We start from the raw sequence: 11,661 nt of genomic DNA, 5'->3' as shown, positions 1-11,661 counted from the left end.
TGGGAAGGGCGTTGCGGTGACCCGGAACGCGGCACTGCCGTTCCGGTTCTCACCGGAACGGCAGCGGGGCCGGGCCACCAAAGGGTCGTCAACGGCGCGTGAACGCGCTCAGCCGCCCGAGCGACCCGTTGAAGAGATTCTGGTCACCCGGAAGTGAACCCCGGGCGTTGTTGAACTGCCAGAAGGTCCAGTACGACCAGCCGGCCGGCAGCGGCCCGGGCGAGGAGTTGTACCGCGCCAGCCACAGCGCGTGGTTCCCGCCGAACGCCCGGCTCTTCCCGGTGCACTCGTTCCACCACAGGGTGGTCGTGTAGATGACCGGGCGGCGCCCGGTCCTGCGGCGCACCTCGTCGCTGAAGGACCTGATCCAGGACACCATCCGGTCCGGCTTCAGCCCGTAGCAGCGGTTCTTCCCGTTGGTCTTGCCGTACGGGTTGTTCTCCAGGTCGACGGCCGGCGGCAGAGTCCACCCGTCGGCCCGCCAGCCCCCTCCGTTGCGTACGAAGAAGGACGCCTGGGTCCGCCCGGACGACTGGTGCGGCAGCGCGAAGTGGTACGCGCCGCGCGCGATGCCGGCCCGGCGAGAACCGTTGTACTGCCGGCCGAAGTAGGGGTTGCGGTAGGTGTGGGACTCGGTGGCCTTGACGTAGACGAAGGTCGCGCCCTTCTTCCTGGCCTTCCGCCAGTCGACGTTCTTCTGGTGGCTGGAGACGTCGTGCCCGCGCGGCTTGGCCGCGGCGGCCGCCTCCGTACCGCCGAGGAGGACCGTCGTCCCCAGGGTCAGTACGGCGGTGGCACCCGCGGCGGCGGACAGTGCGCGGGCCCGGACGCGGGCGTGCCGCAGGGCCTGGCGCGAGGCGTGGTGAAGGGACGGTTTGTGATCACGGGCCATGTTTCCCCCCGATGGCTACGTGCATGACAAATCTGGGCAGACGCTACTGGAAGATCGTCAGAAGCCGGTCGATCTCCGGCCAATTCCGGCACGGGTGGGAGGCGAGGGGCCCGAGGGCTTACGGAGCTTTTGCCTCCGGGCTACAGTGCGCCGGGGCCGGGCCGGGTCCGGGGCCCGGCTGGCAGGATGCGGCCCATGACGAGCGATGCGGCGGACGCGGCGTACGGAACGGGCACGACCGGAATGGGCACGACCGGCGGTGCCGGGGCGCCCGGAACCCGGGACGCGGTGGCCCGCGCCTGGCGGGACCTGGTGGACACCGCCCGGCGGTCGGTGGCGGACGGCCTGGTCGTCGGCACCTCGGGCAACGTCTCGGTCCGGACCGGCGCACTGGTGCTGGTCACCCCGAGCGGCGTCCCCTACGACAGGCTCGGCCCCGCCGACGCCGTCGGTGTCGACCTGGACGGTCGGCAGGTGCTCGGCGAGCTCACCCCGACCAGCGAACTCCCCCTGCACCTCGCCGTGTACCGGAACACCCCGGCGGTCGCGATCGTGCACACCCACGCCGTGCACGCCACCGCCGTCTCCACCCTGGTCGACCGGCTGCCGCTGGTCCACTACATGGCGGCAGCCCTGGGGGGTCAGGTGCGCACGGCGCCCTATGCGACGTACGGGACCGAGGAGTTGGCCGAGAATGTGCTGCGGGCACTGCGTGAGCGCACCGGCTGCCTCATGAGGAACCACGGCACCCTCACCTACGGCGACACCCTCGACCAGGCGTACGACCGCACGGCCCAACTGGAGTGGATGTGCCGGCTGTGGATCACCGCATCGACCGTTCCCGGCCATTCTCCGAGCCTGCTGTCGGACTTCCAGCTCGACGAGGTCAAGGAGCGGCTGCGGGGCTACGGCCAACAGGGGTGAACGGCGGTGCGGCCGGGGCGCCTGGCATGCCTCCACCGGCCCCCGCCCACTGGCCGTCGCCGCCCGCTGTACGGACACTGAAGCGGTGCACCCGGCTAAAGCGACGGCAGCGGCCGTCACCACTCTGATCGGCATCGGCGCCGCTGCGGTCGCAGCGGCCCGGTACGCCGGCGACGCCGCACTCAAGGCATCGCCCGGCCGGCCGTTGCCCAGCGACCCCCGCGTCACCGTGCACGCCACGGCCCCCGGACAGGTCACCCTGACCCGGGGCCTGGCCACGCTGCGGCCCGGTGTGTACGGACTGGAGGGCGAGGGCGTCCACGCGGTCGTCGGCCCCGTCCTGGAGGCCGCACCGCACGAGGCGCACACGGTCGTACGCCGCCTGGACCGGGTCGACCGGGGCTCCCTCGAACCGGGCGCCAAGGTCCGTCTGACCCCGTACGTCCACACCGGCGACCCGGGCACCGCCCTGGGCCTCGACTTCCAGGACGTCGAGATCATGGGCGAACTCGGCGCGCTGCCCGCCTGGTTCGTGCCGGGCAGCCGCAACACCTGGGTGATCACCGCCCACGGCCTGGGCGCCACCCGCGAACACCCCCTCAACGTGATGGGCCTCCTGCACCGCTACCGGCTGCCGGTGCTCGACCTCGCCTACCGGGGCGACCCCGGCGCACCCCGCTCCCCGGACGGCCTCGGCCACCTCGGGGACTCCGAGTGGCGCGACCTCGACTCCGCGATCCGCCACGCCGTACGGCAGGGCGCCGAGCGGGTCATCCTCTACGGCTGGTCCACCGGCGCCGCGATGGCCCTGCACACGGCGACCTCCTCGGCCGTCCGCCACCTGGTGCGCGGACTGATCCTCGACTCCCCGGTCCTCGACTGGGAAGCCACCGTCCGCTCCCTCGCCTCGGCACGCGGCACCCCGGCGGCGATCCTGCCGCTCGCGGTCCGCGCCGCCCAGGGCAGCACGGGACCGCACGGCGACCGGCTGCGCGAGGCCGCCGCCCCGGACGGCCTCCGCGTGCCCGCCCTGATCTTCCACGGCCCCGGTGACACGGTCGCCCCGTGGGCCCCCTCCCGGGCCCTCGCGGACGCCCGCCCCGACCTGGTCACCCTGCACACGGTCCCGGACGCCTCCCACGCCGCCATGTGGAACGCGGACCCGGCCGGCTACGAGGAAGCCCTCCGCCGCTTCCTCACTCCCTTGATGTAATCCGCGCCACAGCCGCCGCCGTAGTCCCTGTCACACTCCCCGCCGTCATCCCGTCAGGCGGCGGGGGGAGCGGTTCCGTTTGGGCTTTCGGGCGGTGAGCGGAGACACTGCTCCACGTGACGTCCCGTACACCGCGCGACTCCAGGCTCCGACTTGTCCGCCCGCGACCCCTCGCCACAGCCCGCCGTGCCGTGACGAACCGGCGTACCCGCCCGGCACCCCGCCCTCCCGAGGGCACCCCCGCCCAGGCGGAACTGGCACGTCACGCCAGGGCCGTCCTTGCCGACGCGGCCCGTGTCGCCCGCTGGGCCGACACCGAGCGCGCCCGTGGGGCGGCACCCCGCCCCGGCCAGGCCGGCACCCTCTCCGACGCCTCCGCCGAGCGCGCCGCCGAAGCGCTGCGCCTGACCGAGGCCCAGGTCCGTGCGGGCTGGGACCGCGCCCGCCTCGCCGGACTCGTCGAGATCCACGGCGCCAACGCCCGCCCGGGCTGGCGGCTGCGCGCCTGGGACCGCGACGACGCCGCCGTGCTGCGCGGCTGGGTCGCCCTCTTCGACGCCTGGTCGATCGTCCACCCGGCACCCGAGGGCATCACCCCGGTCACCGTCGCGGAGGTCGTGGAGTCCGTCCCCCAGGTGCTCTCCCTCCTTCAGCTCTCGGCGGGCCCCGTCCTGGTCCCCGCCCTGCTCGACCTGCTGGAACAGCGCGTCGCCGAACTGCACGAGGAGCGCTGCGAGGTGCCGCCGCACCTGCACGGCATCCCCGCCCAGTCCACCCCGCACGTCACCCCCGTCCCGCTCTCCTCGCTCCTGGACTGGGCCCTCGCGGGCCTCGCCTCCGTCGGCGCCCTGACCCTCGGCGAAGGGCAGGCCACCCTGACCCCGCTCGGCAGCTGGGCGGTCTGGGTCAAGCTGGAGCAGATCTGCGTCGCCGCGCAGAGCCCCGCCGGGAACATCGAGCAGTCCGCCGACGCCATGCTGGCCGGCTGCGCCCGGCTCACCCCCGGCCCCGCCCGCGCCGAGTACCGGGCCTGGCTGGCCGCCCGCACCATCGGCACCGCCGTCCTGGAACTCCTTGAGGTCGCCCGCGGCGAGGACGCCCTCCTGCGCGGCCTCGCCTTCGAGGCGCTCCGCGTCGTCGGCGCCCCCGCGGAGGCCGAGGTGCGCGCCGCCGCCGACGAGGTGGCCCTGCGCCCCTACGCCCTGCTCTGGCTCGCCGAGCACGAGGGCATCGACCCCGAGGACGCCCACGACCGGCTCACCCGCGACGAGTCGACCTGGCTCTGGGTCGACACCGCCGCCGCCGTCGCCGACCACGGCGAGAGCGAACTCCTGGTCCGCCACCTGGAATCGGCGGTCCAGGGCACCGTCCCCGCCCTGCTCGACGCGGTCCGCGCGGTCGGCCACCCGCGCACCGTGCAGGTACTGGTCGCACTCGCCGCCGCCCACCCGGACCCGGCCCTCGCGAAGGCCGTGCGCCGCGCCGCGTTCCAGGTGCACACCGGCGGAGCCTGACCGGCGGGGGCTCAGCCGTGCGCCGCGGCCGGTCCCGCCCGCCGCCGGGGGCTCAGCCGTGCGCCTCCGGTACATACGTCCCGAAGGACCAGATGTTGCCCTCGGCGTCCTGCGCCATGTAGTCCCGGGCGCCGTAGTCCTGGTCCGTCGGCGGCATCAGGACCTTCACCCCGTGCGCCGCGCCGTGCTCCACGGTGTGCCGGTGGTGGGCGTCCACGTCCGCGACCACCACGAACACGCCCGAGGGTCCCGCACCCGCCATCGCCTGGTCGAAAACGCCGCCCCGGCCCTTGCTGCCCAGCATCACCGTGCCGTTGCCGTAACTGAGCTCGGCGTGCTGGACGAGGCCGTCGTCGCTCTCGTACACCGCGCCCTTCACGAAGCCGAAGGCCTCCGTGAGGGCGGCGATCGCGGCCTGGGCGTCCTTGTACAGGAACGTCGGGTACATGCTCGGTGCGTTGCTCATGCCGCTCATCCCTTCACTCGTACGAGCCACCGCTGTGACCCACGACACAAGTCTTGCAGCCGGCACTGACAATCGCCCTGACCTGCGCGAACGCCGAAAAAGAGGGGGATGCGGGCTCAGCGGAAGGTGTTGCACTGCGCCATGTCGCCAGACTTGAAGCCGGTGTAGAACCACTGCTGCCGCTGCGCCGCCGACCCGTGCGTCCAGGACTCCGGTGTCACCCGCCCCTGGAACTTCTCCTGGATCCGGTCGTCACCGACCGCCGCCGCCGCGTCGAGACCGTCCCGGATGTCCGCCTCCGTCAGCTGGGTGATCAGCGGCTTCCCGGTCTTCTCGTCCGGCGTACGGGTCGCGTGCCTGGCCCACACCCCGGCGTAGCAGTCCGCCTGGAGCTCGACGCGCACCGCGTTGCTGTTCGCGCCCTGCCGGCCGTCCTGCGACCGGGACAGCGTGCCCATCCGGTTCTGGATGTGGTGCCCGTACTCGTGCGCCACCACGTACGCCTGCGCGAAGGGCCCGCCGCTGGACCCGAACTTGGTCCGCAGCTCGTTGAAGAAGCCCAGGTCCAGATAGACCTGCTTGTCGCCGGGGCAGTAGAAGGGGCCGACCGCCGAGGACGCCGCGCCGCACGCCGTGTTGACCCGGTCGGTGAAGAACACCGTCCTCGCGCCCTCGTACCTCGCGCCCCGCCGCGCGAACTCCTGCCGCCAGAAGTCCTGCACGCTGTTGACCACGCCGAGGATCCGGCAGTCGTCCTTGGTGTTCGCGTCCCGGCCCGTGCGGCAGGACTGCTGCACCTGGGCCTGCGAGGACGCCGACACGGCCGGTTCCTCCTCGCCCGAGGAGAGCCCCAGCTGCTCCGGGCCCACCCCGAACAGCACGCCCATGATCAGCGCGATGAAGCCGACGATGCCTCCGCCGATCGTGGCCTTTCCGCCGGGAATGCGGCTGCCGCGTACGTCCCGGACCTCCGATGAGTCCAGATTGGCGTCGTCGTCGAACTGCACGGGGCCACACCCACCCTCTGCTGGTGCTGACTGCGACGGGAATCCACCGCTTTGCGCCGAGTATCGGCCAATTCCTCCCGATACGCCCTTTGCCCGCTTCGCGGGTGTGCCGCCGAACGGGGGACCGGCCGCGTCCCGCCCCGCCGTGTCGCCCTGCCTCCCGCCGCCTCCCCGTCCCCGGCGCCGATACGTTCCGCTGCATGTCCCGCCGCACGCCCCGCCGCCCGTTCCGCCTGCCCCGCCGCCCGTCCCGCCCGGCCCGGCTGCTGCTCCCGGTCCTCGCCGCGGCCCTTGCCGTCCCGCTGCTCACCGCCGCCCACCAGGCCCGCCCCACCCCCTACGGCGACCGCCTCGGCACGCACGCACCGGGTGCCGCCCCCGACCCGCCGCTGCGGATCCGGGGCGCTGCCGTCGAGGCGTACGACAGGACGAACGGACGCATCCGCTGGACGTACACCCGGACGGGGCGCCGCCCGCTCGCCGTCCGCCCCGCGCCCGGTCACGCCTTCGTCCTCTGGGACGACGGACTGTTCACCGACACCGTCCGCGCCGACGGCCGCGCGGTCCGCTGGCACCGTGCCATCCCCGGCTTCGACGGCCGCGCCACCGGCGTGCTCCAGCCGCTGGACCCGGCCGCCGCCGTGCTCGCCGTCGTCACCCCGCGCCACATCGCGGGCTACCGCACCGCCGACGGCGACCTCCGCTGGGTGCTGCCGGCCCGCCCGGGCTGCTCCTTCGCCGCCCCCGGGACGGTCCGCAGGACCTTCGGGGCGTCGTACACCCTCCTCGTCGCCCAGCCCTGCGCGGAGCCCGTCGCCTGGACGGAGCAGCTGATCGCCGTCGACCGCCTCGGCCGCGTCACCCCGGACCGCACCCCGCTCGGCGAGGGGCGGACGGCCGGGCACCGCGCGGCAGGCACCGGCACACCCCGAATTCGGCTTGCCCGGGCCCGTTAGACTGGGCCGTATGGCTCTTCTCCTTGCGCATTAGCGGCGTCGAAGCAGTAGTCCGCCCACCCCCACTCTTCCGTCGTCAGACCCGCACAGGAGTACTTCCGTGATCACCGCCTCCGGCATCGAGCTGCGCGCCGGCGCCCGCATCCTCATCGAGAACGCGTCCTTCCGCATCGCCAAGGGCGACCGCATCGGCCTCGTCGGCCGCAACGGAGCGGGCAAGACCACCCTCACCAAGTGCCTCGCGGGCGAAGGCACCCCCGCCGGCGGCACCATCACCCGCTCCGGCGAGGTCGGCTACCTCCCGCAGGACCCGCGCACCGGCGACATGGACGTCCTCGCCAAGGACCGCATCCTGTCCGCCCGCGACCTCGACTCCGTACTGCGCAAGATGCGCGAGAACGAGCAGAAGATGTCCACCGGGCAGGGCGCCACCCGCGAGAAGGCGATGAAGAAGTACGAGCGCCTGGAGACGGAGTTCCTCACCAAGGGCGGATACGCCGCCGAGGCCGAGGCCGCCACCATCGCCGCCGCGCTCGGTCTGCCCGACCGGGTGCTCGGCCAGCCGCTGCACACCCTCTCCGGCGGTCAGCGCCGCCGCGTCGAGCTCGCCCGGATCCTCTTCTCGGACGCCGACACCCTGCTCCTCGACGAGCCGACCAACCACCTCGACGCGGACTCCATCGTCTGGCTGCGCGACTACCTGAAGACCTACCGCGGCGGCTTCATCGTCATCTCCCACGACGTGGAGCTGGTCGAGACGGTCGTCAACAAGGTCTTCTACCTGGACGCCAACCGCGCCGCCATCGACGTCTACAACATGGGCTGGAAGCTCTACCAGCAGCAGCGCGAGGCCGACGAGAAGCGCCGCAAGCGCGAGCGGCAGAACGCAGAGAAGAAAGCCGCGGCCCTCAACTCGCAGGCCGACAAGATGCGCGCCAAGGCCACCAAGACCGTCGCCGCCCAGAACATGGCCAAGCGCGCCGACCGCCTGCTCGCCGGTCTGGACGCGGTCCGGGTCTCCGACAAGGTAGCCAAGCTGCGCTTCCCGGAGCCCGCGCCCTGCGGCAAGACCCCGCTGATGGCCGAGGGCCTGTCCAAGTCGTACGGCTCGCTGGAGATCTTCACCGACGTCGACCTGGCCGTCGACAAGGGCTCCCGGGTCGTCATCCTCGGCCTCAACGGCGCGGGCAAGACGACCCTGCTGCGGCTGCTCGCCGGGGCCGAGAAGCCCGACACCGGCGAGGTCATCGAGGGCCACGGCCTGAAGATGGGCTACTACGCGCAGGAGCACGAGACGCTCGACCCGGAGCGCACCGTCCTGGAGAACATGCGCTCCTCCGCCCCCGACCTGGACCTGGTCGAGGTGCGCAAGACGCTCGGCTCGTTCCTCTTCTCCGGCGACGACGTCGACAAGCCGGCCGGGGTCCTCTCCGGCGGCGAGAAGACCCGACTGGCCCTGGCCACGCTGGTCGTCTCCTCCGCGAACGTCCTGCTCCTCGACGAGCCCACCAACAACCTCGACCCCGCGAGCCGCGAGGAGATCCTCGGCGCGCTCCGTACGTACAAGGGCGCCGTCATCCTCGTCACCCACGACGAGGGCGCCGTCCACGCGCTGGAGCCGGAGCGGATCATTCTGCTGCCCGACGGCGTCGAGGACCTGTGGGGTCCGGACTACGCGGACCTGGTGGCCCTGGCATAGTCCGGCGGCAAAGACCCTGGCCATGGCCCCGGAAGATGCCCCGTTCGATCGGCTCTCTGATCCACTTCGGCTGGATCATTCGGCCTACGCGTGATCCTTCATCTGAGTGAGTGCCTCTCGTACCCCGGCGCGCCGCACGACATCGAAGGGCCCGCCCCGCACCGGGGCGGGCCCTTCGCGCACCACTGATCGTTTTACGGCGCTGACCTGGTCATTCCCGGGGGTCACCGGATTCCGGTATGGCGAAGGACACGCGGAATCCGGCATTCAGGGCCCGGTTCGCACTTCCTCCACGGGGAACCTTGTTGTACGGACCTTGCCGAATGGGTGGCCAGGAAGCCCGCAAGGGGTGATCATGAGAAGTCCAGAGCGCACTTCCTTGAGGAGGCACGGGTGGCCGAGACTCTGAAGAAGGGCAGCCGGGTAACCGGCGCCGCGCGCGACAAGCTCGCGGCAGACCTGAAGAAGAAGTACGACTCCGGTGCGAGCATCCGGGCGTTGGCCGAAGAAACCGGCCGCTCCTACGGATTCGTCCACCGGATGCTCAGTGAATCCGGCGTCACGCTGCGGGGACGCGGCGGGGCGACGCGCGGCAAGAAGGCCTCGGCCTGACCGTCGCGTCCACGGATCCACCGGCATTTCGCGCATTACCTGCATTACGTGCATTACCCATACCGCATGAGGCGTACGGCTCTTCCTGTACGCGCTTACGCGGGCAGTTGCGTGGTCGCAGTGTGTGGGGCCGGTCGTTCGCGCGGCCGGCCGGGTGGTTACTGTGCAGTCACTTAGCTGGTGACGGCATACGTAACCGAACCCGGAGGCACCCCATGGCTTCGCTCGACCCCGTACTCGACAAAGACGGCGTGCAACTCACCGTCGAGGACGCCGTAGCCACGGTGACCCTGGCCAACCCGGCCAAGCGCAACGCCCAATCTCCCGCTCTGTGGCGGGCGTTGACGGCGGCCGGGAAGGCTTTGCCCGGGAATGTCCGGGTGGTCGTGCTGCGCGGAGAGGGCAAATCCTTCTCCGCCGGCCTCGACCGGCAGGCGTTCACTCCGGAGGGCTTCGACGGTGAGCCGTCCTTCCTCGACCTCGCGCGTGGTTCCGAAGCGGACCTCGACGCGGAGATCGCCGTGTACCAGGAGGCATTCACCTGGTGGCGGCGCCCGGACCTGATCAGCATCGCCGCAGTGCAGGGCCATGCCATCGGGGCCGGTTTCCAGCTCGCCCTCGCCTGTGACCTGCGGGTCGTCGCCGAGGACGTGCAGTTCGCCATGCGCGAGACCAGCCTCGGTCTGGTGCCCGACCTCACCGGCACGCACCCCCTCGTGGGTCTCGTCGGCTACGCCCGCGCGCTGGAGATCTGCGCCACCGGGCGGTTCGTCCACGCGCCGGAGGCCGAGCGCACGGGCCTCGCCAACCTCGTCGTACCGAACGACGAACTCGACGGTGCGGTGCGCGACCTGACCGCCGCCCTGCTCGCGGCGCCGCGCGACGCGGTCATCGAGACCAAGGCGCTGCTCCAGGGTGCCTCCGGCCGCAGCTACGAGGACCAGCGCGTCGCCGAGCGCGCGGCACAGGGCCGCCGGCTGCGGGACCTCGCGGGCCTCTCCGACTGACCCACCCCGCGCAGGCAGCGCGACAACCCCACACCTCGGCACAGCGCACGGCGCTCCCCGGCAACCGCCCGTCCGGCACGGACCCGCGGCCCGGGGGGCGCCGTGTCGTCGTGGTGCCCGCGGCCTGCCCGGCAGAGCTCGCCCGCCCGGCCGCATCCCCGGCGCGACATCGGGTAATCCGACTTAATGTGGCAACGGAGTCCAGTACCGCGTACCCCCAGGAAAGGGACGAACGGCGATGGCTGACACCGAACGACAGAACTCCCCCCGGCCCGGTGGCCTGGACAAGGAAGTTGCCGGCGGCGGACGGAACGCCGCCGCCTCCGGCGCGAGCAGTCCACAGCGCGGCGGCGGTGATCCCGGCTCCCGCGGCAAGACCACCATCGCGGACGGCGTGGTCGAGAAGATCGCCGGGATGGCGGCCCGCGAAGTGCTCGGCGTCCACGCGATGGGCGGCGGCCTCTCCCGCACCTTCGGCGCGGTCCGCGACCGGGTGCCGGGCGGCGGTGGCACCAAGTCCGTCAGCCGGGGCGTGAAGGCCGAGGTCGGCGAGGTGCAGACGGCACTCGACCTGGACATCGTCGTCGAGTACGGCGTCTCCATCGCCGATGTCGCACGTGCGGTACGGGAGAACGTGATCTCCGCCGTCGAGCGGATGACGGGCCTGGAGGTCGTCGAGGTCAACATCGCGGTCGGCGACGTGAAGCTGCCCGACGAGGAAGAGGACGAGCCGGAGCCGAGGCTCCAGTGACCCCGGCCTCCGGGCGCACCGGCCCGGCATCCGGCGGCACGCGGCGGATCGGCCCGTGGCGGGCGGCGGACGACGGATGCCGCGCGGCCGGCCGCCCGCACGCGGGCCAACGGCGTACCACCTACTTCGCAACGACGAGAGTGAGGACGGTTCGATGAGTCTGTCCGTGGTCGGCCTCGGGGTCGGCATCGCGCTGGGATTCGCCGGGTACTTCGGCGGGTTCGGAGCATTCGTGATCGTCGCCGCGCTCGGTCTGATCGGGTTCCTGGTCGGCCGGTACCTGGAGGGCGATCTGGATCCCGGTGACCTCTTCCGCCCGCGCGGGCGCGACCGTGACGAGCGGCCCCGGTCCAGGCCCCGGCCGCGGTGACCCCCGTGGTGGCCGCCGGTGAGGCGGTTTCCGGGGCGGCGGCGGCCCGCGCCGCCGTGCCGCCCGGCGAACGGGGCGCGCTGCGGATCGCGGACCGGGTCGTCACGAAGATCGCCGAACAGGCGGTCCGCGAGGCGCTCGGGGGGCCGCCCAAGGGGGGAGGGGGGGCAAAAGAACAGGGGGGCCCGCGTTGCAAAATGGAGCAAGGAAAGGGGGGAGACGCAACCTCCCTCCCCTCCTGCAGGGGTAG

Annotated in this window: 12 protein-coding genes; 9 read left to right on the top strand and 3 right to left on the bottom strand. The window is 72.5% G+C overall.

From position 1 onward, the window contains the following. Nucleotides 1-88 precede the first annotated feature (88 nt). Complete coding sequence (locus ACZ5PB_RS27730; RefSeq protein WP_468694685.1) at nt 89-892, bottom strand: lysozyme; 804 nt, start codon at nt 890-892, stop codon at nt 89-91. A 243-nt stretch (nt 893-1,135) separates the two neighbouring features. On the opposite strand from ACZ5PB_RS27730, the gene ACZ5PB_RS27725 reads away from it, so the two are divergent. The 3 genes from ACZ5PB_RS27725 (at nt 1,136) to ACZ5PB_RS27715 (ending at nt 4,543) form a co-directional block, all read left to right on the top strand. Next, nucleotides 1,136-1,816, top strand: a complete 681-nt coding sequence (locus ACZ5PB_RS27725; RefSeq protein WP_468694917.1) for a class II aldolase/adducin family protein — start codon at nt 1,136-1,138, stop codon at nt 1,814-1,816. A gap of 85 nt (nt 1,817-1,901) precedes the next feature. Then, complete coding sequence (locus ACZ5PB_RS27720) at nt 1,902-3,029, top strand: alpha/beta hydrolase (protein WP_468694683.1); 1,128 nt, start codon at nt 1,902-1,904, stop codon at nt 3,027-3,029. A 116-nt stretch (nt 3,030-3,145) separates the two neighbouring features. Continuing rightward, the gene (locus tag ACZ5PB_RS27715) at nt 3,146-4,543 is read left to right on the top strand and encodes a hypothetical protein (RefSeq protein ID WP_468694681.1); all 1,398 of its coding nucleotides are present in this window, start codon (nt 3,146-3,148) and stop codon (nt 4,541-4,543) included. A gap of 52 nt (nt 4,544-4,595) precedes the next feature. Here ACZ5PB_RS27715 and ACZ5PB_RS27710 read toward each other — a convergent pair whose 3' ends face one another. Then, on the bottom strand, nt 4,596-5,009 hold the full coding sequence (locus ACZ5PB_RS27710) for a VOC family protein (RefSeq protein WP_468694679.1): 414 nt from the start codon (nt 5,007-5,009) through the stop codon (nt 4,596-4,598). A 116-nt stretch (nt 5,010-5,125) separates the two neighbouring features. Then, complete coding sequence (gene ypfJ, locus ACZ5PB_RS27705) at nt 5,126-6,016, bottom strand: KPN_02809 family neutral zinc metallopeptidase (protein WP_468694678.1); 891 nt, start codon at nt 6,014-6,016, stop codon at nt 5,126-5,128. Between the two features lie 200 nt (nt 6,017-6,216). Between ypfJ and ACZ5PB_RS27700 the strand changes: the two genes are divergently transcribed. The 6 genes from ACZ5PB_RS27700 to ACZ5PB_RS27675 all read left to right on the top strand — a co-directional run bounded on the left by ACZ5PB_RS27700 (nt 6,217) and on the right by ACZ5PB_RS27675 (nt 11,411). Beyond that, nucleotides 6,217-6,972, top strand: a complete 756-nt coding sequence (locus ACZ5PB_RS27700; protein ID WP_468694676.1) for a hypothetical protein — start codon at nt 6,217-6,219, stop codon at nt 6,970-6,972. A gap of 100 nt (nt 6,973-7,072) precedes the next feature. Beyond that, entirely contained in the window at nt 7,073-8,671 is a 1,599-nt protein-coding gene (locus tag ACZ5PB_RS27695; RefSeq protein WP_468694675.1) for an ABC-F family ATP-binding cassette domain-containing protein, read from the top strand. Between the two features lie 393 nt (nt 8,672-9,064). Continuing rightward, nucleotides 9,065-9,283, top strand: coding sequence for a helix-turn-helix domain-containing protein (locus ACZ5PB_RS27690; RefSeq protein WP_019060653.1), 219 nt, complete (start codon nt 9,065-9,067; stop codon nt 9,281-9,283). A 215-nt stretch (nt 9,284-9,498) separates the two neighbouring features. Further along, complete coding sequence (locus tag ACZ5PB_RS27685) at nt 9,499-10,290, top strand: enoyl-CoA hydratase/isomerase family protein (protein ID WP_468694673.1); 792 nt, start codon at nt 9,499-9,501, stop codon at nt 10,288-10,290. Nucleotides 10,291-10,528: 238 nt separating this feature from the next. Beyond that, nucleotides 10,529-11,041 (top strand): Asp23/Gls24 family envelope stress response protein, encoded by a 513-nt coding sequence (locus ACZ5PB_RS27680; RefSeq protein ID WP_468694672.1) that lies wholly within the window; start codon nt 10,529-10,531, stop codon nt 11,039-11,041. 154 nt (nt 11,042-11,195) lie between these two features. Continuing rightward, on the top strand, nt 11,196-11,411 hold the full coding sequence (locus tag ACZ5PB_RS27675; protein ID WP_468694670.1) for a hypothetical protein: 216 nt from the start codon (nt 11,196-11,198) through the stop codon (nt 11,409-11,411). Nucleotides 11,412-11,661 lie beyond the last annotated feature (250 nt).

The organism is Streptomyces sp. NPDC032721 (genome assembly GCF_055579625.1).
Note: the sequence above shows the minus strand (reverse complement) of the source record. Positions and strands in the feature narration are given on the sequence as shown.

What these genes read in the sequence shown, in the direction of transcription:
- ACZ5PB_RS27685 (WP_468694673.1), top strand. Translation starts at nt 9,499, where the DNA reads ATGGCTTCGCTCGACCCCGTACTCGACAAAGACGGCGTGCAACTCACC.
- ACZ5PB_RS27710 (WP_468694679.1), bottom strand. Translation starts at nt 5,009, where the DNA reads ATGAGCAACGCACCGAGCATGTACCCGACGTTCCTGTACAAGGACGCC.
- ACZ5PB_RS27725 (WP_468694917.1), top strand. Translation starts at nt 1,136, where the DNA reads ATGGGCACGACCGGCGGTGCCGGGGCGCCCGGAACCCGGGACGCGGTG.
- ACZ5PB_RS27730 (WP_468694685.1), bottom strand. Translation starts at nt 892, where the DNA reads ATGGCCCGTGATCACAAACCGTCCCTTCACCACGCCTCGCGCCAGGCC.
- ACZ5PB_RS27680 (WP_468694672.1), top strand. Translation starts at nt 10,529, where the DNA reads ATGGCTGACACCGAACGACAGAACTCCCCCCGGCCCGGTGGCCTGGAC.
- ACZ5PB_RS27700 (WP_468694676.1), top strand. Translation starts at nt 6,217, where the DNA reads ATGTCCCGCCGCACGCCCCGCCGCCCGTTCCGCCTGCCCCGCCGCCCG.
- ACZ5PB_RS27675 (WP_468694670.1), top strand. Translation starts at nt 11,196, where the DNA reads ATGAGTCTGTCCGTGGTCGGCCTCGGGGTCGGCATCGCGCTGGGATTC.